This is a genomic window from Stenotrophomonas sp. YJH_SMC_73, from assembly GCF_059370155.1.
Window position 1 is genome coordinate 134522 of record NZ_JCAFTJ010000012.1, and the last position, 20734, is coordinate 155255.

18 protein-coding genes are annotated in these 20734 nt (G+C 68.6%); 11 read left to right on the forward strand and 7 right to left on the reverse strand.

Going from position 1 to position 20734, the window contains the following annotated elements:
* Window positions 1–91 precede the first annotated feature (91 nt).
* Window positions 92–286: an NIF family HAD-type phosphatase gene (locus AC5P8R_RS18100; protein ID WP_197651620.1), complete on the reverse strand. Its 195-nt coding sequence runs from the start codon at window positions 284–286 to the stop codon at window positions 92–94.
* A gap of 115 nt (window positions 287–401) precedes the next feature.
* A complete protein-coding gene (locus tag AC5P8R_RS18105; protein WP_049442015.1) occupies window positions 402–965 on the reverse strand; it encodes a DUF3658 domain-containing protein in 564 nt (187 codons plus the stop codon).
* Between the two features lie 160 nt (window positions 966–1125).
* Between AC5P8R_RS18105 and bioB the strand changes: the two genes are divergently transcribed.
* The 5 genes from bioB (at window position 1126) to bioC (ending at window position 5964) form a co-directional block, all read left to right on the forward strand.
* A complete protein-coding gene (gene bioB / locus AC5P8R_RS18110) occupies window positions 1126–2169 on the forward strand; it encodes a biotin synthase BioB (RefSeq protein WP_014648762.1) in 1044 nt (347 codons plus the stop codon).
* 67 nt (window positions 2170–2236) lie between these two features.
* Entirely contained in the window at window positions 2237–3460 is a 1224-nt protein-coding gene (bioF, locus tag AC5P8R_RS18115) for an 8-amino-7-oxononanoate synthase (RefSeq protein ID WP_046433053.1), read from the forward strand.
* A gap of 18 nt (window positions 3461–3478) precedes the next feature.
* Window positions 3479–4258, forward strand: coding sequence for a pimeloyl-ACP methyl ester esterase BioH (gene bioH, locus AC5P8R_RS18120; protein WP_495223698.1), 780 nt, complete (start codon window positions 3479–3481; stop codon window positions 4256–4258).
* A 29-nt stretch (window positions 4259–4287) separates the two neighbouring features.
* A complete protein-coding gene (locus tag AC5P8R_RS18125; protein ID WP_014648765.1) occupies window positions 4288–5067 on the forward strand; it encodes an SDR family oxidoreductase in 780 nt (259 codons plus the stop codon).
* 12 nt (window positions 5068–5079) lie between these two features.
* Window positions 5080–5964: a malonyl-ACP O-methyltransferase BioC gene (gene bioC, locus AC5P8R_RS18130; protein WP_014648766.1), complete on the forward strand. Its 885-nt coding sequence runs from the start codon at window positions 5080–5082 to the stop codon at window positions 5962–5964.
* Window positions 5965–6223: 259 nt separating this feature from the next.
* Here the strand turns inward: bioC and AC5P8R_RS18135 are convergent, their stop codons facing one another.
* Both AC5P8R_RS18135 and AC5P8R_RS18140 read right to left on the reverse strand, forming a co-directional pair.
* A complete protein-coding gene (locus tag AC5P8R_RS18135; RefSeq protein WP_049442020.1) occupies window positions 6224–6868 on the reverse strand; it encodes a YdcF family protein in 645 nt (214 codons plus the stop codon).
* Window positions 6853–7815, reverse strand: a complete 963-nt coding sequence (locus AC5P8R_RS18140; RefSeq protein ID WP_014648768.1) for a pyridoxal-phosphate dependent enzyme — start codon at window positions 7813–7815, stop codon at window positions 6853–6855. Before AC5P8R_RS18140 ends, AC5P8R_RS18135 begins: the two co-directional genes overlap by 16 nt.
* A gap of 160 nt (window positions 7816–7975) precedes the next feature.
* On the opposite strand from AC5P8R_RS18140, the gene AC5P8R_RS18145 reads away from it, so the two are divergent.
* Together AC5P8R_RS18145 and mnmG are read left to right on the forward strand one after the other, a co-directional pair.
* Complete coding sequence (locus tag AC5P8R_RS18145) at window positions 7976–8467, forward strand: hypothetical protein (RefSeq protein ID WP_032957537.1); 492 nt, start codon at window positions 7976–7978, stop codon at window positions 8465–8467.
* A gap of 551 nt (window positions 8468–9018) precedes the next feature.
* The gene (gene mnmG / locus AC5P8R_RS18150) at window positions 9019–10908 is read left to right on the forward strand and encodes a tRNA uridine-5-carboxymethylaminomethyl(34) synthesis enzyme MnmG (RefSeq protein WP_495223699.1); all 1890 of its coding nucleotides are present in this window, start codon (window positions 9019–9021) and stop codon (window positions 10906–10908) included.
* A gap of 150 nt (window positions 10909–11058) precedes the next feature.
* Here the strand turns inward: mnmG and smeC are convergent, their stop codons facing one another.
* The 3 genes from smeC to smeA are packed head-to-tail and all read right to left on the reverse strand — an operon-like array spanning window position 11059 to window position 16829.
* Window positions 11059–12474, reverse strand: coding sequence for a multidrug efflux transporter outer membrane subunit SmeC (smeC, locus tag AC5P8R_RS18155; RefSeq protein ID WP_495223700.1), 1416 nt, complete (start codon window positions 12472–12474; stop codon window positions 11059–11061).
* A complete protein-coding gene (smeB, locus tag AC5P8R_RS18160; RefSeq protein ID WP_046433064.1) occupies window positions 12471–15620 on the reverse strand; it encodes a multidrug efflux RND transporter permease subunit SmeB in 3150 nt (1049 codons plus the stop codon). Before smeB ends, smeC begins: the two co-directional genes overlap by 4 nt.
* 12 nt (window positions 15621–15632) lie before the next feature.
* Entirely contained in the window at window positions 15633–16829 is a 1197-nt protein-coding gene (gene smeA / locus AC5P8R_RS18165) for a multidrug efflux RND transporter periplasmic adaptor subunit SmeA (RefSeq protein WP_329890718.1), read from the reverse strand.
* Window positions 16830–16957: 128 nt separating this feature from the next.
* Here smeA and baeS point away from each other — a divergent pair, with 128 nt between their 5' ends.
* From baeS to AC5P8R_RS18185, 4 genes are all read left to right on the forward strand, one after another.
* Window positions 16958–18349: a sensor histidine kinase efflux regulator BaeS gene (gene baeS, locus AC5P8R_RS18170; RefSeq protein ID WP_014648774.1), complete on the forward strand. Its 1392-nt coding sequence runs from the start codon at window positions 16958–16960 to the stop codon at window positions 18347–18349.
* Entirely contained in the window at window positions 18346–19035 is a 690-nt protein-coding gene (locus AC5P8R_RS18175; protein WP_014648775.1) for a response regulator, read from the forward strand. The genes baeS and AC5P8R_RS18175 overlap by 4 nt, the downstream gene beginning before the upstream one ends.
* 135 nt (window positions 19036–19170) lie before the next feature.
* On the forward strand, window positions 19171–19992 hold the full coding sequence (locus AC5P8R_RS18180) for a nucleotidyltransferase domain-containing protein (RefSeq protein WP_495223701.1): 822 nt from the start codon (window positions 19171–19173) through the stop codon (window positions 19990–19992).
* 141 nt (window positions 19993–20133) lie between these two features.
* Window positions 20134–20664, forward strand: a complete 531-nt coding sequence (locus tag AC5P8R_RS18185) for a gamma carbonic anhydrase family protein (RefSeq protein ID WP_014648777.1) — start codon at window positions 20134–20136, stop codon at window positions 20662–20664.
* The last annotated feature ends 70 nt before the right edge of the window (window positions 20665–20734 follow it).

Genomic DNA, 20734 nt, shown 5'->3' on the forward strand with positions numbered 1-20734 from the left:
GGCAGCGGTTATTGTGGCTGCAGGCCTTGCAGGATGCGGTGAAACGCGCGAGTGCGGGTGCTCGCCGATAGCACCTGCCCTGTGCAGCTACCTATGCCTGCAGGCGCTCCCGCCACCGGCGCTTCTCCACCGCACGCACGTTGGGCTGGGGCCGCAGGTAGACGTGGTAGCCGACGAGGCGGAAATCTGCGGGTCGCTCCAGTTCACGCTCGCTGGCATGCACCAGCGTCTCATCCAGATCGAGTATCAGCAGCTTTCCGCCCTGCGGCATCGTGTCCGGTTCCATGCGCATCCTTCTTTCATTGCCTCAGCTGCCGCCATCTTCTGGATGGACTTCAGCATGTGTCCTTCCAGCAGGTAGATGTAAGCACAGTTCCAGCCAGGTCCTGGTGGGCGCAAGCCTACTGCCGGACGCGCACTTCGCAACAGCCCATCCGCGTGAGGTCGCCCTGTGCCTGCAACATGCCCCGTTCCACCAGCATGCGTACACGCCCTGCATAGAACACATCGGGAATTCCCGATCGGCACTTCGGCTGCAGCGACATGACCATGCCCACAATGTAGGCGATCTTTCGGAACTGCCCGTCGCAGAGGGAGAACAGCTGCTCATCGATCGAGGCGATGTCCTCGCTGGTCAGCGCGGCGATGTTCTGCCGCGCCAGGTCAGTGAGATGGGCATCGTTGTCGGAGCGCTCGTCCGTATCGCGCAGGCAGCCATTGATGGCCAACAGGCGAACCAGCACATAGTGTCCGAAAGCCTCGAGCTCCTCCTTGGGCAACGTCGCCGGATCGAGCTGCCCTGCCGGGTAGTCCTTGAAGGTCACGAAGACGTGGTTCTTCCACTGCCCTGGCGTGTCGGACTGGCGCAGATCATCCAGCACCACGCGCAGGCCGCCGTCGGGCAGCTCGGCAAGGCTGCACAGCACCGCGTCGCGGCGGATCGGGTAGGACTGGTAGCTGTTCATGGCACGTGCTCGCGCGTCCGTATGCAGCGATGAACTTACACCGTAGCGCCCATTCATGGCGGTCAACCAATGTAAACCAGATGAGAAACAGCCAAGTTGACAGGGCTCACCAACCCACCCACACTGCCGCCTTCGCTCCACTCGTACCCAAGGTCCCGCCATGGCTGCTGCCATCCGCCACGACTGGCAACACGACGAACTGCAGGCGCTGTTCGATCTGCCGTTCCCCGAGCTGCTGTTCCGCGCCGCCGCAGTCCATCGCGAGCACTTCGACCCAGCGCAGGTGCAGGTGTCCACGCTGTTGTCGGTGAAGACCGGCGGCTGCCCGGAAGACTGCGCGTACTGCCCGCAGGCACAGCGCTACAGCACCGGGGTGAACGCGCAGAAGCTGATGGACACCGACGCGGTGCTGGCCAAGGCACGCCAGGCCAAGGCTGCCGGCGCATCGCGCTTCTGCATGGGTGCCGCGTGGCGATCGCCGAAGGACCGCGACATCCCGAAGGTGGCGGCGATGATCGCCGGGGTGAAGGCGCTGGGCCTGGAAACCTGCGCCACGCTGGGCATGCTCAGTGGCGAGCAGGCGCGTGCGCTGAAGGATGCGGGCCTGGACTACTACAACCACAACCTCGACACCGCGCCGGACTACTACGATTCGATCATCCACACGCGCCAGTACCAGGACCGCCTGGACACGCTGGCGCACGTGCGCGATGCCGGTCTGAAAACCTGCTGCGGCGGCATTGTCGGCATGGGCGAGACGCGCGCGCAGCGCGTGGGCCTGCTGCTGGCGCTGGCCACGCTGCCGGCGCATCCCGATTCGGTGCCGATCAACAAGCTGGTGCAGGTGGCGGGCACGCCGCTGCATGGCAGCGCCGAGCTGGATCCGTTCGAGTTCGTGCGCATGATCGCGGTGGCACGCATCGCCATGCCGCGTTCGATGGTGCGGCTGTCGGCCGGTCGCGAGGCGATGAGCGACGAACTGCAGGCGCTGTGCTTCGTGGCCGGTGCCAACTCGATCTTCTACGGCGACAAGCTGCTGACCACCGGCAACCCGGAGAGCGAGCGCGACCTGGCCCTGTTCGCGCGGCTGGGGTTGCAGCCGATGGCGGTGCAGGTGGATGCCGAGGGCCACGACCACGGCGGCACCGTGCACGCTGATATCAGCGCCGATGCGCCCGCCTGTGGCTGCGCTCACGCGGCCTGAGACGGGCCGCAAGCAGGCGCCGCGGCAACGCGCTACCCTAGCCGCCCCGTCGCCGCATTCAGCCGCCATGGCCCGCCCCGACCTGACCGCCCGCCTCCACGCCCAACGCGCCCTGCGCGATGCCCAAGGCCGTCGCCGCACGCGGCGCACGGTCAGCCGTCGTGATGGCGTCCGCCTGGAGGTGGACGGCCAGTGGCTGACCGGCTTCTGCAGCAACGATTACCTGGGCCTGGCCCAGCAGTTCAGCGTGGTCAACGCATTGCAAGATGCGGCCGCACGCGAAGGCTCCGGCGCGGGCGCCTCGCATCTGGTCTGCGGCCACCACGCCCTGCATGACGCGCTGGAGCGCGAAGTGGCGGAGTGGCTGGGCTACCCGCGCGCGCTGCTGTTCGGCAGTGGCTTCGCCGCCAACCTGGCCGTGCAGCAGGCGCTGCTGAGCGAAGAGAACGATGTGTGCGTGCAGGACAAGCTCAACCACGCCAGCCTGCTCGATGCGACGCGGCTGGCGGGTGCGCGCCTGCGCCGTTATCCGCACCTCGACGCCGAAGGCGCGATGCGCCAGCTCAAGCACGCGCCCGATGGCGCGGCGATGCTGGCCACCGACGGTGTGTTCAGCATGGATGGCGACATCGCACCGCTGCGTGCATTGTCGCTGGTGGCACGCCTGCAGCAGGCGCTGTTCTATGTGGACGATGCGCACGGCGTGGGCGTGGTCGGTGATGGCCGTGGTGCCGTGGCCGCCGCCGGGCTGGGCGTGGACGATGTGCCGCTGCAGCTGGTCACGCTGGGCAAGGCACTGGGCGGTTCCGGCGCGCTGGTGCTGGGCCGCGACGACCTGGTCGAGCACCTGGCCGAAACTGCACGCCCGTACATCTACACCACTGCGATGCCGCCGGCGCTGGCCGCAGCAGCACTGGAAGCGGTGCGCCTGGCGCGCCGTGACAACTGGCGGCGCTCGAAACTGACCGATCTGATCGCGCTGTTCCGCGGCGAAGCCCGCCGCCATGGCCTGGACCTGATGGCCTCGGAAACGCCGATCCAGCCGCTGCTGTGTGGCGATGACCATCGCGCCGTGGCGATGTCCCAGGCGTTGGAACAGGCCGGTTGGCTGGTCGGCGCGATCCGCCCGCCCACGGTTCCCGAAGGCAAGGCGCGCCTGCGCGTCACGCTGTCCGCGCTGCACACCCCCGAGCAGGTGCGTGGCCTGGTCGAAGCCATTGCCAGCGCGCGCGATCGCGTCGACCTGGCCGCGCGTGAGGCCGCGCCACCGCCGCTGCCTGTCTTTGCCTGAGCCTGTTGCCGTTTCCCCATGCATATCGACGTCACCGGCCAGGGGCCGGACCTGGTACTGATCCATGGCTGGGCCCTGCAGGGCGGCGTGTTCGCGCCGTTGGTGCAACGCCTGGCCGATCACTTCACCCTGCATCTGGTTGATCTGCCGGGCCATGGCCACAGCCGCGAGGACACCACGCCGCTGCGCCTGCCGTTCGTGGTCAATGCCATTGCCGCGGCCACGCCGCCTGCGGTGTGGTGCGGCTGGTCGCTGGGCGGCCTGTTCGCGCTGCACGCCGCCGCGACACTGCCGAAGGTGCGCGGGCTGGCGATGATCGCGGCCACGCCGCGCTTCGTGCGTAGCGAAGACTGGCCGCATGCGGTGGAGCCGGCGGTGTTCGAGCAGTTCGGGCGCGAGCTGGCCACCGACTTCGGTGGCACCCTGGAACGCTTCCTGGCGCTGGATGTCATGGGCTCGGCACACGCCCGCGAGGAGCTGCGCACGCTACGCCAGCGCCTGGTCGAGCGCGGTGCACCCACCGAACGCGCCCTGCTGGAAGGCCTGCGCCTGCTGGAAAGCACCGACCTGCGTGGCGCACTGCCGACGCTGGCCAAGCCCAGCCTGTGGATCGCCGGCCAGCGTGACCGGCTGGTGTCTCCGGCGGCAATGCAGGCCGCCGCGGCACTGGCCCCCGGTGCGCAGGCGCTGACCATCGCCCACGGCGGCCATGCGCCCTTCCTCGGCCATGCCGACGAGGCGGCCGCCGCCCTGCAACACTTCGTTGCCGGCCTGTCACCGGCCGATGGCGGACAATGAGCGCCTTCCTCATTCCGCAGGATTGATGCATGGATCTGGGTATCAACGGCCGCTGGGCACTGGTCTGCGGCGCAAGCAAGGGGCTGGGCCTGGGCTGCGCGCGTGCGCTGGTGCGCGAGGGCGTCAACGTAGTGATCGTGGCCCGTGGTGAGGCTGCGCTGCAGGCCGCCGCCGAAGCGCTGCGCGCCCTGCCCGGCGCCGCCGAAGTCCGCGTGGTCGCCGCCGACGTGACCACCGAGGCCGGTCGCTCCGCAGCGCTCGCCGCGTGCCCGCAGGTGGACATCCTGGTCACCAATGCCGGTGGCCCGCCACCGGGCGACTTCCGCAGTTTCGAGCGCGACGACTGGATCGCCGCACTGGACGCCAACATGCTGGCGCCGATCGCGCTGATCCGCGCCACCGTGGACGCGATGATCGCGCGTGGCTTCGGCCGCATCGTCAACATCACGTCCTCGGCGGTGAAGGCCCCGATCGACATCCTGGCGCTGTCCAACGGCGCGCGCAGCGGCCTGACCGGCTTCGTCGCCGGGCTGTCGCGCCGCACCGTGGCACACAATGTCACCATCAACAACCTGCTGCCCGGCCAGTTCGACACCGACCGCCTGCGCGCCAACTTCGCCCACAGTGCGGGCAAGGACGGCAATGCTGCCGAAGTGGCCGAACGCCGCCGCCAGCAGATCCCGGCCGGCCGCTTCGGCACGGCGGATGAATTCGGCGCGGCCTGCGCCTTCCTGTGCAGCGCACAGGCCGGTTACCTCACCGGGCAGAACCTGCTGATCGACGGCGGCGCCTACCCCGGTACGTTCTAAGAGACTTTCGCAATGCCGTCCCACTTCGATGCCCGCCATGTCCGCCGCGCGTTCGCCCGCGCCGCCAACAGCTACGACGCCGCCGCCGCCCTGCAGCGCGAGGTGCAGGCGCGGCTGGTGGAATCGCTGGACTACCTGGAGGCACGCAAGCCCGAGGTAGTGCTGGACATCGGCGCGGGTACCGGCCACGCCAGTGCGCTGATGAAGAAGCGCTGGCCGAAGGCGCAGGTGATCGCGCTGGACGTGGCGCTGCCGATGCTGGACCAGGCCAAGCGCCAGGCCGGCTGGTGGAAGCCGTTCCAGCGCCTGTGCGGCGACGCCGCCGCGCTGCCGCTGGCCGACAACAGCGTGGACGTGATCTTCAGCAACCTGTGCCTGCAGTGGGTGGACGACCTGCCGGCGGTGTTTGCCGGCTTCCGCCGCGTGCTCAAGCCCGGCGGCCTGCTGCTGTGCTCCACCTTCGGCCCGGACACGCTGGTCGAACTCAACGAAGCGTTCGCGGCCGCCGATGACCGCCCGCACGTGAGCCGCTTCGCGCAGATCGCCCAGTTCGGCGATGCGCTGATGATGGCCGGTTTCCGCGACCCGGTGCTGGACCGCGACCTGTTCACCCTGACCTACGACGACCTGCCCTCGTTGATGCGGGAGCTGCGCGCGATGGGCGCGACCAATGCGCGGGTGGACCGCCGCCACACGCTGACCGGGCGTGGCCGCTTCGCCGCGGCGGCAGCGGCGTATGAACCGATGCGACGCGCCGACGGCAAGCTGCCCAGCAGCTGGGAAGTAATCTACGCCCACGCCTGGGCACCGGACCCGGGCGCACCGATCCGCGAAGGCGGGCATGACGTGGCCTCGGTGCCGGTGTCGGCCATCCCGATCCGGCGCAAGCAGACCTGATCGCCCGGTCGTGCCGGCCGCTGGCCGGCACCTCACGATTCCACGGTGGACCTCTGCCGGCCAGCGGCCGGCACTACCGTATGCCACACCGTGCGCGAATCGCCCGGGTGGGTGCCGACCTTGGTCGGCACCCACCCAATCCGGGCGGTGTCGGCGATCCCGATCCGGCGCAGGCAGACCTGACCGGCTGGTAGTGCCGACCGCTGGCCGGCAACCTCACGATTCCACGATGGGCGTCTGCCCAAATCAGGTTTCCGCCTCAGGTGTTGGCCGGCGAACTCAGCGGCGGCCGCACCAGGTCGCGGTGGAAGAAATAGATTTCCTGCACCAGGAAGCGCCAGCTGGTGTGGAAGCTGCGGAAGCGCGTGCTGGGCGTGGACGAGGCCAGCGCATCGATGCCCAGCGCCTTGCTCAGGCGCAGCGCGCGCGCCATGTGCAACGGGTCGCTTACGATGATCACCCGGTGCAGGTCGCGCTGGTCCATCAGCCGCTTGGCCTCGACCAGGTTCTGCACGGTGTTGCGCGAGGCGGTCTCGATCAGGATCGCATCGTCCGGCACGCCATGCTTGAGCGCATAGCGCCGCGCCACCTGCGATTCGGAAAAGCGCGCGCCGGTGCCACCGTAGCCGCCGGTGAAGATCAGCAGTGGCGCGTACTGGGCTTCATAGAGATCCAGGCCATGACGGATGCGTTCTTCAAAGACCGGCGACGGCTTGGCGTCATAGGCCGCCGCACCGAGCACGATGATGGCGTCGGCCTTGGCTGCCTGGTCGCGCTCCCCCACCCAGACGATCCAGGCGGTCACGCCCAGCAGCCAGACCACCAGCAGCACGAACAGCCGCCACAGCCAGCCCAGCAGGCCGGTGCGGGGCCGGTGCCCGTCGCGGCTCAAGGCGCCCCCCAACGCAGCGCGGGCAGGTCGACATTGCCACCGGACAGCACCAGGCCCACCCGCAGGCCGGCGAACCGCTGCGGCTGTGCCAGCACCGCGGCCAGCACGGTGGCCGAGGACGGCTCGACCACCTGCTTGAGCACCTCCCACAGCAGGCGCATCGCGGCCATGGTGGCGGCGTCGTCGACCACGATCACCTCGACGCCGGCCGCGCGCAGCAGCGCGAAGTTGGGGGCGCCGATCAGGGTACGCAGGCCGTCGCAGATGGTGTCAGGGGTGAACGCGCCTTGGCGCTCGCCTGCGGCCAGCGAGCGCGCGGTGTCGTCGGCACCGGCCGGTTCGGCCAGCACCAGCCGGGTCTGGGGACTGGCGAACTGCAGGGCCCGGGCGGTACCGCTGGCCAAGCCGCCCCCTCCGACTGGGACTACCAGCACGTCGAACGGACCGTCGCTGTGCAGCAGCTCCAGGGCCGCGGTGCCCTGCCCGGCCATCACCGCCGGGTCCGCATAGGGATGGACCAGGGTCGCGCCGGTATCAGCCTGTACTTTGGCGCAGGCGGCCTCGCGGTCGGCGATGGTCGGCGGGCAGCGCCAGAGCGTGGCACCGTGGCGGGCGATGTTGGCCAGCTTGGCCGCCACCGCACCTTCGGGCACCACCACGTGGCAGGGAATGCCACGGGTGCGCGCGGCCAGGGCCAGGGCAGCGCCGTGGTTGCCGGACGAATGGGTGACCACGCCGGCACGGGCGCGATCGGCATCCAGCGACCACACCGCGTTGCAGGCCCCGCGGAACTTGAATGCGCCGCCGCGCTGCAGGTGCTCGGCCTTGAACGCCAGCTGCGCGCCGGCCAGCGCATCAAGCGTGCGCGAGCGCAGCACCGGGGTCACGCTGGCGTGCGGCGCGATCCGCGCAGCGGCAGCCAGGACATCGTCGGCACGGGGCAACAGTGAATCGCTCATGACGCAAGATTAACGTATGGCCCCACGCTGGCGACCCCGGCACAGGTCATGCCAGCATGAGGGCCTTCACCTCCATTCATCCTGGCCAGTGAAGTTAAGGGCCGATTCAACGCCTGCGCACGAAGCTGACTGCACAACCCGTCCTCTGGGGGGACCCACCATGAAAACGCGCCTGATGCTTGCCGGTGGCCTGTTGCTGGCCCTGACCGGCTGCACCACCTACGACTATGTCGGCGGTGGCCGCAGCGGCAGCTACTACCACGGTGCGCCGTCGGTGGAGTACCGCTACCCGGCCGGCTATCCCTACAACTACGGCTACCCTTACTACGGCGGCTATGGCGGCTACTACGGCGGCTATGGCAATCCGTACTACTCGCGCCCGATCTACCGCCCGCCGCACAACCACCGTCCGCCACCGCGCCCGCCCGGCAACGGTGGCGAGAACCGTCCGCCGCCGCCGCCGCGGCCGTCGTACAACGGCGGTTCGCCGTGGCGGAACATGGACTCGATGCGTCGCCCGCCGCAGTCGAACATCCAGCCGTCGGCGCCGCCACCGCCGGCCCGTCCGACCCCGGCGCCGAGCGCGCCGAGGATGAACGGTTCCCCGTGGCGCAACATGGATCGTGGGACGCAGCGCACAGTTGAGCGCTGAACCGTCTTGCATTTCACCCGGTCCAGGTTGCACTCTACGGAACCGGTGACGGCCCGCGTCACAAAGTGACAAAAAGCGAGACGGGCCGCCGCAAAAATCTCTACGTCGATATCCGACAGGAACATCTGGATCCCCCCTGTTCCGGCCCTGTCGGATGTCGGCACCTCTGAAGACAGACGGCCCCGCACTGCGGGGCCGTCTGTTTTGCCGGGTCGCCAACCGGAGAGAGCCCCAGCGTCGGTAGATCCACGCCATGCGTGGTCGGGCCTTTCCCGGCAATCCCAAAAAAAAAAGCAGGGCCGGACAGTCCCCCGACTGCCGGCCCTCTGCTCCCCCACCGTGCGCCTGTACCGGCCCCTGTTCCAATTCCGGTCACGGGCGCCTGCGGCGCCAGCCACGGTGGGTGCTATTGGGTTATCTGCAATAATCCTGCCAACTTTAGGGCTGATTTCGACGCCGGCCGGCCGGCACCGACGCCGCGGCCCCGAATGGCGCTAAAATCGCCACCCCGGCGGCGCCCCGGCCGCGCCCGCCCCCAGCTGAACAGCCCCATGAACCCGTCCTTCCATCGTTACGACGTCATCGTCATCGGCGGTGGCCACGCCGGCACCGAAGCCGCGCTGGCCGCGGCCCGTACCGGCGTGCGCACCCTGCTGCTGACCCACAACATCGAAACGGTGGGCGCGATGAGCTGCAACCCGGCCATCGGAGGCATCGGCAAGGGCCACCTGGTCAAGGAAATCGACGCCCTGGGCGGTGCGATGGCGCATGCCGCCGACCGTGCCGGCATCCAGTGGCGCACCCTCAATGCCTCCAAGGGCCCGGCCGTGCGCGCCACCCGCTGCCAGGCCGACCGCAACCTGTACCGCATGGCGATCCGCGCCATCGTTGAAGGCCAGGCCAACCTGACCGTGTTCCAGGCGGCCGTCGATGACCTGGTCATCGAAGGCGACGCCGTGCGCGGGGTCATCACCCAGACCGGCCTGCGCTTCGATGCCGAGGCCGTGGTGCTGACCGCCGGCACCTTCCTGGCCGGCAAGATCCATGTCGGCCCGACCCAGTACGCCGCCGGCCGCATGGGCGACCCGCCGGCCACCACGCTGGCCGCGCGCCTGCGCGAGCGCCCGTTCCAGGTGGACCGCCTGAAGACCGGCACGCCACCGCGCATCGACGGCCGCTCGCTGGACTACAGCGTGATGGATGAGCAGCCCGGCGACTTGCCGCGCCCGGTGATGTCCTTCCTGGGTTCGGTGGACGAGCATCCGCAGCAGGTCAGCTGCTGGATCACCCACACCACCGAACAGACCCACCAGATCATCCGCGACGCGCTGCACCGCTCGCCGCTGTACAGCGGCCAGATCGAAGGCATCGGCCCGCGCTACTGCCCGTCCATCGAGGACAAGGTGGTGCGCTTCGCCGAGAAGGCCAGCCACCAGATCTTCGTCGAACCCGAAGGCCTGGGCATCGTCGAGATCTACCCCAACGGCATCTCCACCTCGCTGCCGTTCGACGTGCAGTTGGAGATGGTGCGCAGCATCCGCGGCTTCGGCAACGCGCACATCACCCGCCCCGGCTACGCGATCGAGTACGACTTCTTCGATCCACGCGGGTTGAAGGCTTCGCTGGAAACCAAGCTGGTCAACGGCCTGTTCTTCGCCGGCCAGATCAACGGCACCACCGGCTATGAAGAAGCCGCCGCGCAGGGCCTGCTGGCCGGCCTCAACGCCGCACGCCAGGTGCGTGGGCTGGACGGCTGGTGCCCGCGTCGCGACGAGGCCTACCTGGGCGTGCTGGTGGATGACCTGATCACCCACGGTACCAACGAGCCGTACCGCATGTTCACCAGCCGCGCCGAATACCGCCTGCAGCTGCGCGAGGACAACGCCGACCAGCGCCTGACCCCGGCCGGCCGCGAGATGGGCCTGGTGGATGACCAGCGCTGGAGCGCGTTCGAGACCAAGCAGGCCGCCGTCGCCGCCGAGCGCGCGCGCCTGGGCGCGCTGTGGGCGACCCCGGCCAATGCGCTGGGCCGCGAAGTGCAGGACACGCTGGGCGTGGCGGTCAGCCGCGAAACCAACGTGCTGGACCTGATCAAGCGCCCCGAGCTGGATTACGCGCAGCTGATGCAGGTGCCGTCGCTGGGCCCGGCCGTGGCCGACGCCAAGGTGGCCGAGCAGGTGGAGATCGGCGTGAAGTACGCCGGCTACCTGGACCGCCAGCGCGAGGAGATCGAGCGCCAGCAGCGGCATGAAGCCACGCCGATCGCTGAAGCCTTCGACTACGCCGCGGTGCGCGGGCTGTCGGCCGAAGCCCTGCAGAAGCTGGAGCGCGTGCGCCCACAGACCATCGGCCAGGCGCAGCGCATCCCGGGCATGACCCCGGCGGCAATCTCGCTGCTGCTGGTGCACCTGGAGCGTGCACGCCGGGGCCGCGTGGCGTAGGCAGCACCGTCCGCTTCTGGTGGGTGCCGACTTGGGTCGGCACATGAATCTGCCTTGGTGGGTGCCGACCTTGGTCGGCACGAATCATCAGATCGCGACACTCCATGCTTCCGTGCCGACCAAGGTCGGCACCTACCAGAGCAGGGCGCGTTACCGTGCGTCTGCGCCACCGCCCAGCACCTTGAACAGCGTCACCCGGTTTCCCGCTTCCTGCTGCTGCAGCGCGATCAGGTCCTGCTGCGCGGCAAACAGGCTGCGCTGCGCATCCAGCGCCTGCAGATAGCCGTCCAGCCCGGTGCGATAGCGCGCCTCGGCCAGCGTGTAGCTGCGCTGGCTGGCGGCGACCAGTGCCCGTTGTGCCTCCATCTGCGCGCCCAGGTGATCGCGCGTGGCCAGGGCATCGGCCACTTCACTGAAGGCCTGCTGGATCGCCTTCTCGTACTGCGCGATGCCGATGTCCTTGCCAATCTTCGAGGCATCCAGTGAGGCCTTCAACGCACCGGCGTGGAAGATCGGCGCCGTGATGCTGGGCGCGAACGACCAGCCGCGGGTGCCGGCCGAGAACAGCGTCGACAACGCGGTGGAGCTGTGGCCGTAGTTGGCAGTCAGCGTCAGCGTCGGGAAGAACGCGGCGCGCGCGGCGCCGATATCGGCGTTGGCCGCCTGCAACGCGTGTTCGGCGGACAGCACGTCCGGACGCTGCAGCAGCACGCTCGAGGGCAGGTTGGAAGGCAACGGCGCCAGCGCCACGGTGCCGTCCAGTGCCTGTGCGCTGGGCAGCAATGCCGCGTCCAGCGGAGCACCCACCAGTAACTGCAGCGCATCACGATCCTGCGCCTGCTGGGTCTGCAGCCTGGCCAGCGCAGCGCGCGCGGCGTCCACACTGGTCTGCACCTGCGACAGGTCCAGGCCCGAGGCCAGGCCTTGTGCATGGCGGGCCTCGGTGCGCTGCAGGGTCTGCTGCTGACTGTCCAGCGTCTGCCGGGTGAACGCCAGCGACTGCTCGTCGGCCGCCAGCGCCAGCCAGGCCGTGGCCACTTCGGCGACCAGGCTGGTGCGCGCCGCACGCTGGTTCTCGGCACTGGCCAGCCAGTTCTGCAGCGCCTCGTTCTTCAGGCTGCGGATGCGCCCGAACAGGTCCAGTTCCCAGCTGCTGAAGCCCACCTGCACGGCATCGGATTCGGTCACCTGGCTGACGCCGATCTCGCTGTTGGCATCACTCACCCGCGAACGGGTCACGCTGCCGCTGGCATCCACCGACGGCAGCAGCGCCGCGCGCTGGATGCGGTACTGCGCGCGTTCCTTCTCCACCTGCAGCACCGCCACGCGCAGGTCGCGGTTGTTCTGCAGTGCCAGCGCGATGACCTGCTGCAGGCGCGGCTCCAGGAACACCTCGCGCCAGGCCGGCATCGCCAGTGCTGGCCCGGTCTCGCCGGTGGCGGCATTGGCGAACTGTGCCGGCACCGGCGCCTCGGGGCGCTGGTAGTGCGGGGCCATGCTCTCGCAGCCGCCCAGCACGGTGGTCATCGTTGCGGCCGCCAGGGCGCGCAGCAGCATCGCCTTCATGGGCGTGCCTCCGGGGCAGTGGCGTCGGCCGGCGCGCGGCCCGGGAACAGGCGGCGCACCAGCAGGTAGAACAACGGCACGAAGAACATGCCCAGCACCATCGAGGCGACCGTACCGCCGGCCACGCCGGTACCCAGCGAACGGCGCGCGGCCGAACCGGCGCCGGTGGCGAACACCAGCGGCAGCACACCCATCAGGAATGCCAGCGAGGTCATCACGATCGGGCGCAGCCGCAGGTAGACCGCCTGCAGGATCGCTTCGCGGGTGCGCTTGCCCTGCTGCTCGAGGATGCGCGCGAACTCGACGATCAGGATGCCGTTCTTCGCAGCCAAGCCAATCGTGGTCAACAGACCGACCTGGAAGTACACGTCGTTGTTGAGGCCACGCAGGTTCATCATCAGCACGGCGCCGAACACGCCTACCGGCACCGCCAGCATCACCGCGAACGGTACCGCCCAGCTTTCATACAGCGCGGCCAGGCACAGGAACACGAACAGCAGCGAGATGGCATACAGCATCGGCGCCTGGTTGCCCGACAGCTGTTCCTGGTAGGCCATGTCCGACCAGGCATGGCTGAAGCCTTCCGGCAGCGTGTCGGCCAGGCGTGCGATCTCGGCCATCGCCTCGCCGGAACTGACGCCCGGTGCCGGCTGGCCGGTGATCTCCATCGCCGAGACGCCGTTGTAGCGCTGCAGCGCGGCCGGCGCACTGGTCCAGTGCGCGCTGACCAGCGACGACAGCGGTACCATCTGCCCGGCCTGGTTGCGCACGCTCCAGCGCTCGATGTCCTGCGGCTGCATGCGGGCTTCGGCCGTGCCCTGGATGAACACCTTCTTGATGCGGCCCTTGTAGATGAAGTTGTTGACGAAGTCGCCACCCAGCGCGGCGTTCAAGGTGTCATTGATGTCCTGCGGATTCACGCCCATCGCCTGCGCCTTGGCGTCGTCCACCTTCACCGCGTACACCGGCGCGTCTTCCAGGCTGGCGTAGCGCACGTTGACCAGCTTCGGATCCTTGGCAGCCTCCTTCAGCAGCGTGTTGCGCGCGGCCACGGCGGCGGCATGGCCGGCACCGCCTTCGTCCTGCAGTTCCAGGGTGAAGCCACCGGCATCGCCGAGGCCGAGGATGGCCGGTGGCGAGGTGATGAACACCTGCGCATCGGGCACGCTGGCCATGGCCGCGGTCAAGCGCGCGGCGATGGTATCGGCATCGTCCTTGCGGTCGTCCCAATCCTTGAGCCGGATGAAGGCCTGGCCGACGTTCTGGCCACTGCCGCTGACACTGAAACCTGCGGTGGCCTGGATTGACAGTACGCTGTCGTCCTTCACCGCGGCGGCGCTCAGGCGATCCATCACGGCACGGGTCTGCTCCAGGGTGGACCCGGCGGGCAGCTTCACCAGCGCGTTGAGCATGCCCTGGTCTTCATCGGGCAGGAACGCGCCCGGCAGGTGCCACAACAACAGGCCGGTGGCCACGCTCAGCACCAGGTAGAACAGTACGCCCAGCGTGCGCCGGCCGAGGAAGCGGTCGACGCGATGGCGCAGTCGGTTGGAGGTGCGCTCGAAGCGATGGTTGAACCAGATGAAGAACTTGCCCAGCAGGCCCGGCTCGCCAGCGTGGTCGCCATGCGGATGGCCGCCCTTGGGAATCTGGTGCAGGATGCTGCCGCACAGCGCCGGGGTGATGGTCATCGCCACCAGCACCGACAGGATCATCGCAGCGGCGATCGTCACCGAGAACTGGCGATAGATCACGCCGGTGACACCGCTGAAGAACGCCATCGGCAGGAACACCGCGGTCAGCACCAGCACGATGCCGACCAGCGCGCCGGTGATCTGGCCCATCGCCTTCAACGTGGCTGGCTTCGGTGCCAGCCCTTCGAAGGTCATCACCCGCTCCACGTTCTCCACCACCACGATGGCGTCGTCCACCAGCAGGCCGATGGCCAGCACCAGCGCGAACATGGTCAGCGTATTGATCGAATAGCCGAAGGCGGCCAGCACGCCGAAGGTGCCCAGCAGCACCACCGGCACCGCGATGGTCGGGACCAGCGTGGCCCGCCAGTTCTGCAGGAACAGGTACATCACCAGCACGACCAGCGCGATCGCCTCGATCAGGGTGATCACCACTTCCTTCAGCGAGATGGTCACGAACGGCGTGGTGGTGAACGCCACGTGGTAGGTGTAGCCATGCGGCCAGTACTTCTGCAGCTGCTGCAGTCGTGCCTCGACGGCCTTGGAGACGGCGATGGCGTTGGCACCGGCGTTGAGCTCGATGCCCAGCGAGGCCGACGGCTTGCCGTTGAACGTGCTGATGCTGTCATAGCTTTCCGGGCCCAGGCCGATCGTCGCCACGTCGCCCAGGTGCACCACGCTGCCATTGGCATCGGCCTTGAGCACCACCTGCGCGAACTGCTCGGGCGTGTGCAGGCGGCTGCGCGCGGTCACGGTCGCGTCCAGCTGCTGGCCCTTCAGCGCCGGCTGGCCACCGAGTTCACCGGCCGACACGTCGGTGTTCTGCGCCTGCAGTGCGGTCTCGATGTCCGACGGCATCAGCGCGTACTGGCGCATCTTTTCCGGGTCCAGCCAGATCCGCATGGCGTATTCCTGGCCGATCGGCTGGATGTTGCCGACACCGCTGACGCGGCTGATCTGGTCGTCGATGCGCGCTTCCATGAAGTTGGCGACATCGAAGTTGTCCATGCTGCCGTCTTCGCTGGTGAACGACAGCACCTCGAAGATCGAACCGCTGGACTTGGTGATGGTCAGGCCGTTCTGCTGCACCGCCTGCGGCAGCGTCGCCATCGCGGCCTGCAGCTGGTTCTGCACCTGCACCTGCGCGGTGTCCGGGTTGGTGCCGGTGGCGAACACCAGGTTGACCTGCGCCGAGCCATCGGAAGCACTGGTCGAGGTCATGTACATCAGGTGGTCCAGGCTCTGCTGGGACTGCTCGATGACCTGGGTGACCGCGTTTTCCACGGTCTGCGACGAGGCGCCGGTGTAGGTGGCGCGGATGGTGATGGTGGGCGGGGCGATCTGCGGGTAGCGGTCCACCGGCAGGATCAGGATCGCGAGCAGGCCGAGCAGGCTGACCGCGATGGCGATCACCCAGGCAAAGATCGGCCGGTCGATGAAGAAACGAACCATGCGCGGCAGGCCTCAGTGCGACTTTTCGTCGGTGTTGCCGTTCGGGTCGACCGCCGGCATCGCCGCCAGCTGCGCCGTGGTGGCCGCCACCGCCTTCACCTGCTGGCCCAGCGCTACCGCACTGCCGTTGCTGACGATCACCCGCTCGCCAGCCTTCAGGCCCTGCGTGATCTGCCACTGGTTGCCCACCACCTGGCCGGTGCTGACCCGCCGCTCGACCACGCGATCCTTTGCGTCGAGCAGGCGCAGCAGCGGCTCGCCACGTTCATTGCGCAGCACCGCCTTCTGCGGCACCAGCAGGGCACGCGCATCGGTGGCCATCGGCAACACCGCCTTCAGGTACATGCCCGGCAGAAGCAGGCCCTCCGGGTTCGGAATGACCGCGCGCAGCACCACGTTGCCGGTGCCTGGATCGACTGCGCTGCCGACGAACTCCAGCGTGCCCTCATGGGCATAGGTGCTGCCGTCCTCCAGCAGCACCTTCACCTGGGCCTTGCCATCGATGGCCTTCACCAGGCCGGCGTCGAGCTGCTTGCGCAGCGCCAGCATCTGCGTGCTGGACTGGGTCACATCCAGATAGACCGGGTCCAGCCGTTGAATGGTCGCCAGCGCCGCGTCCTGGCCGGCGGCGATCAGCGCGCCGGCGGTGACGCTGGAGGTACCGATGCGGCCGTCGATCGGTGCGGTCACCCGGGTGTAGTCGAGGTTGATGCGGGCGGCCTGCAATGCCGCGCGCGCGGCAATCACGTTGGCCTGGGCCTGCTTCAGTGCCGAGGTCGCATCGTCGGCGTCCTGCTTGCTGGCCGCGTCCATGCCCAGCAGCGTACGGGTGCGCTCAGCCTTCGGCTGCGCCGACAGCACAGCGGCCTCGGCCTGCGCCAGCTGGCCACGCGCGGTATCGAAGGCGGCCTGGTACGGCGCCGGATCGACCTGGTACAGCAGCTGCCCGGCCTTGACCTGCTGGCCTTCGGTGAACAACCGCTGGCGGATCAGCCCACCGATCTGCGGCCGCACCTCGGACACCTCGAACGGCACCGCCCGGCCGGGCAGGGTCTGCTGCAGTGCCAGCGGTTGCGCGCGGGCGGTGATGACGCCGACTTCGGGGGTGGCCGGGGCCTCGGTCCTGCCCGCCGAGCAGGCCGCCAGGGCCAGCAGCAGGGGCAGCAACAACGCACGGGGGAAGCGGAACAGCGGACGCAGGAGTGACATGGGGGGCGTGGGGGCCTTTCGTTGACCCGTGCACGCTGCCGTGAAAGTGTGCAGAGAATATGGAGATTGTGCGACCGGCTCAGCGGGCGCTTGCTTTCGGCGCCGCATGCGCCGCTAATGGCCCGGCGATGGCGAAGATTCGATTCAAATTCGGCCTGACCGCGAAGACCTTCCTCGCGATCTTCACCGCCTGCCTGCTGGTGCTGGCAGTGAACGGCATTGCCAGCCGCGTGGCGTTCCAGACCGGCTTCCTGGACTACCTCAACGACCAGGGCGACCTGCGCATGCAGCGCGTGATGCCACACCTGCAGCGCGAGTACCGCACGCACGGCGGCTGGGAGCATCTGCGCGGTGACAGTGACCGCTGGGCGCGGCTGCTGCGCCCGGACCTGGGCCATGGGCACGAGGGGCCCGTGCCGCCGCTGTCCGACCAGACCGGCGTTCCCTCGCGGCTGGGCCTGTTCGATGCGCAGCATCGGTTCGTGGCCGGCAACCCGGACGCGATCAGCGACGACGAGCCGCACAGTGTGCAGGTGGACGGACACACCGTCGGCTGGCTGGGCATGGTGCCGTTCCAGACCGTCATCGCCACCAACGACCTGAATTTCTACAACACCCAGGTGCGCGCATGGTGGGTGATCGGCATCTCGCTGCTGCTGGTGACCGTAGTGCTGGCCTGGCTGGTGTCGCGCGCGCTGCGCCAGCGCCTGGCCAAGCTGGCCGCCGCCACCCACCGGCTCGCCGCCGGCGACTACGCCACCCGCATCGAGCGCACCAGCGATGACGAGCTGGATGCACTGGTCAACGACTTCAACCGGATGGCGCAGGCGCTGGACGACACCGAGCGCAACCGCCGCGCCTTCATCGCCGACATCTCGCACGAACTGCGCACGCCGCTGGCGGTGGTGCGCGCCGAACTGGAGGCGATCGAGGACGGCATCCGCCCGCTGGACCGCGCCAACCTGGGTGCCCTGCAGGGCGAGATCCGCCAGCTGGGCAAGCTGATCGACGACCTGCACGACCTGTCGATGACCCAGTCCGGTGGCCTGGCCTACCGCTTCGCCCCGCTGGACCTGGTGGCGCTGCTGCGTAGCGAGCTCAATGGCATGCGCGTGCGCTTCTCCACGGCGGGGCTGGCACTGGAAGAAGCGCTGCCCGCCACACCGCTGCAGGTGTCCGGTGACGAGCGCCGCCTGCAGCAGGTGCTGGCCAACCTGCTGGAAAACGCACTGCGCTATACCCATGGCGGCGGCCGCGTGCGCGTGCAGGCTGCGCGCGTGCCCGCCGGCGTGCAGCTGATCGTGGAAGACACCGCGCCGGGCGTACCGGCCGACAAGTGCGCGCTGCTGTTCGAGCGCTTCTACCGGGTGGAGAGTTCGCGCAACCGCGCCAGCGGCGGCAGCGGGCTGGGCCTGGCCATCAGCCACAACATCATCCTCGCCCACCACGGCCATATCCACGCCGAGCCCTCGCCGCTGGGCGGGCTGCGCGTGGTCGTCACCCTGCCGGAGTCCGCATGAGCCTGTCCCCCGCCGCGTCCGCGAAGATCCTGATCGTCGAGGATGAGCCACGCCTGGCCTCGGTGCTGCGCGACTACCTGGCCGCCGCCGGCATGACCAGCGAATGGGTGGACGATGGCGGCCAGGTGATCGACGCATTCGCGCGCTACCAGCCCGACCTGGTGCTGCTGGACCTGATGCTGCCGCAACGCGATGGCGTGGACCTGTGCCGCGAACTGCGCGCCGGCAGCGACGTACCGGTGATCATGGTCACCGCGCGGGTGGAAGAGATCGACCGCCTGCTGGGCCTGGACATCGGTGCCGACGACTACATCTGCAAGCCGTTCAGTCCGCGCGAAGTGGTCGCGCGGGTGGTGGCGGTGCTGCGCCGTTACCGCCCGGACCCCGCTGCACGCGCCAACAGCGGCCTGCATATCGACGAACCGGCGGCACGCGCCACCTGGAACGGCAAGGGCCTGGACCTGACGCCGGTGGAATACCGCCTGCTGCGCACCCTGCTGGCCACGCCCGGCCGGATCTGGGCGCGCGATGAGCTGCTCGACCGCCTCTACCTGGACCACCGCGTAGTGGTCGACCGCACCGTCGACAGCCATGTGCGCAACCTGCGCCGCAAGCTGGCCGACGCCGGCATGGAAGGCGAACCGATCCGTTCGGTGTACGGCATGGGCTACAGCTACGAACCCTAGCCGGTAGTGCCGGCCGCTGGCCGGCAACCGCAGAATTCCAGGTGCGTCCATTGAGGTTGCCGGCCAGCGGCCGGCACTACCCGTGCGCAACTGCGCTACAGTCGAGCACGCTCGACATCAACGGATCACGACTGCATGGACGACATCCACCCGATCGCGCCGGGCAAGCGCGCCGCCATTCTTTCCAGCCTCGCCGACATCGAACGGCGACACGACGTGCGCGTTCTGCTGGCGTGCGAGTCCGGCAGCCGTGGCTGGGGCTTCTCTTCGCCGGACAGCGATTACGATGCACGCTTCATCTACGTGCATCGCCAGCCGTGGTATCTCACCGTCAACGAGAGCACCGGCCCCGGCGATGCGCAGCGGGACGTGATCGAACTGCCGATCGACGATGAGCTCGATGTCAGCGGCTGGGACCTGCGCAAGGCATTGCGCCTGGTTTCAAAATCCAATCCGACACTGATTGAATGGCTGCGCTCGCCGATCATCTACCAGCAGGATCACACCGCAGTGTCGCAGCTTTGGAAGGCAGCTGAGTCGTTCTATTCACCACTGGGCACGTGGTGGCACTACTTCAACATGGCGCGCTCGAACCATCGCGGTTACCTGCGTGGCGAAACGGTACGCACGAAGAAGTACCTGTACGTGCTGCGCCCACTGCTGGCCTGCCAGTGGATCGAGCACGAACAGACCCCCCCGCCGATGGCCTTCGAGGACCTGCTGGACCGGCTGCTGCCGCACGGCCCGGTGCGTGAAGCCATCGATGCCCTGCTGCCGGTTAAACGCGCCAGTGCCGAGGTCAGTGCCGGACCACGCATCGCGGCGATCAGCGATTTCATCGATCGTGAACTGGCCATCCGGACTGCGCAGGCGCCGCAGCTGCCCGCTGGACACGGTGATGCGGCGTGGCTGGATGAGCTGTTCCGGCAGATGCTGGCCGAGCACGCGCCGATCTGAGCGGCTGCACCTGACTCGGGTAGTGCCGGCCGCTGGCCGGCAACCGCAGAATTCCAGGTACGCCCATGACGTTGCCGGCCAGCGGCCGGCACTACCACGCAGGTATCATCGCGGTGAACGCCCTGATTTCCGGAGACACCGATGAACCCGCTGCGCCCCTTCCGCGACAAGATGCCCGTCCTCGGCCAGCGCGTGTACATCGATCCGGCCTGCACCCTCATCGGTGACGTGGAACTGGCCGAGGACGTATCAGTGTGGCCGGGTACGATCATCCGCGGCGACGTCAATTACGTCCGCATCGGTGCGCGCACCAATGTGCAGGACGGCACCATCATCCACGTCAGCCACCACAGCCCGTACAACAAGGCCGGTTACCCGACCCTGATCGGCGAAGGCGTGACCGTCGGCCATGGCTGCATCATCCACGCCTGCACCATCGGTGATTACAGCCTGATCGGCATGGGCGCCTGCATCCTCGATGGCGCCCGTGTGGAACGCCATGGCTTCGTCGGTGCCGGAGCGGTGGTCGGCCCGGGCAAGGTGGTCGGTGAAGGTGAGCTCTGGGTGGGCAACCCGGCCCGCCCGGCGCGCACGCTGAGCGACAAGGAGATCGAGTCGCTGCACTATTCGGCCGACCACTACGTGCGGCTGAAGGACGAATACCTGGGCTGAACGGCCAACGCCGCCATGCGGCTCTGCTAAAGTCTGGGCCCGACCAGGACCTGTCGAGACCCCCATGCCT

Bases quoted from the DNA above. Each gene is read 5' to 3' on its own strand.
- AC5P8R_RS18180 (WP_495223701.1), top strand. From the start codon at position 19,171: ATGGACGACATCCACCCGATCGCGCCGGGCAAGCGCGCCGCCATTCTT.
- AC5P8R_RS18140 (WP_014648768.1), bottom strand. From the start codon at position 7,815: ATGAGCGATTCACTGTTGCCCCGTGCCGACGATGTCCTGGCTGCCGCT.
- baeS (WP_014648774.1), top strand. From the start codon at position 16,958: ATGGCGAAGATTCGATTCAAATTCGGCCTGACCGCGAAGACCTTCCTC.
- smeB (WP_046433064.1), bottom strand. From the start codon at position 15,620: ATGGTTCGTTTCTTCATCGACCGGCCGATCTTTGCCTGGGTGATCGCC.
- AC5P8R_RS18105 (WP_049442015.1), bottom strand. From the start codon at position 965: ATGAACAGCTACCAGTCCTACCCGATCCGCCGCGACGCGGTGCTGTGC.
- bioB (WP_014648762.1), top strand. From the start codon at position 1,126: ATGGCTGCTGCCATCCGCCACGACTGGCAACACGACGAACTGCAGGCG.
- bioF (WP_046433053.1), top strand. From the start codon at position 2,237: ATGGCCCGCCCCGACCTGACCGCCCGCCTCCACGCCCAACGCGCCCTG.
- bioH (WP_495223698.1), top strand. From the start codon at position 3,479: ATGCATATCGACGTCACCGGCCAGGGGCCGGACCTGGTACTGATCCAT.
- smeA (WP_329890718.1), bottom strand. From the start codon at position 16,829: ATGTCACTCCTGCGTCCGCTGTTCCGCTTCCCCCGTGCGTTGTTGCTG.
- bioC (WP_014648766.1), top strand. From the start codon at position 5,080: ATGCCGTCCCACTTCGATGCCCGCCATGTCCGCCGCGCGTTCGCCCGC.
- AC5P8R_RS18100 (WP_197651620.1), bottom strand. From the start codon at position 286: ATGGAACCGGACACGATGCCGCAGGGCGGAAAGCTGCTGATACTCGAT.
- AC5P8R_RS18125 (WP_014648765.1), top strand. From the start codon at position 4,288: ATGGATCTGGGTATCAACGGCCGCTGGGCACTGGTCTGCGGCGCAAGC.
- AC5P8R_RS18145 (WP_032957537.1), top strand. From the start codon at position 7,976: ATGAAAACGCGCCTGATGCTTGCCGGTGGCCTGTTGCTGGCCCTGACC.
- AC5P8R_RS18175 (WP_014648775.1), top strand. From the start codon at position 18,346: ATGAGCCTGTCCCCCGCCGCGTCCGCGAAGATCCTGATCGTCGAGGAT.
- AC5P8R_RS18185 (WP_014648777.1), top strand. From the start codon at position 20,134: ATGAACCCGCTGCGCCCCTTCCGCGACAAGATGCCCGTCCTCGGCCAG.
- mnmG (WP_495223699.1), top strand. From the start codon at position 9,019: ATGAACCCGTCCTTCCATCGTTACGACGTCATCGTCATCGGCGGTGGC.
- smeC (WP_495223700.1), bottom strand. From the start codon at position 12,474: ATGAAGGCGATGCTGCTGCGCGCCCTGGCGGCCGCAACGATGACCACC.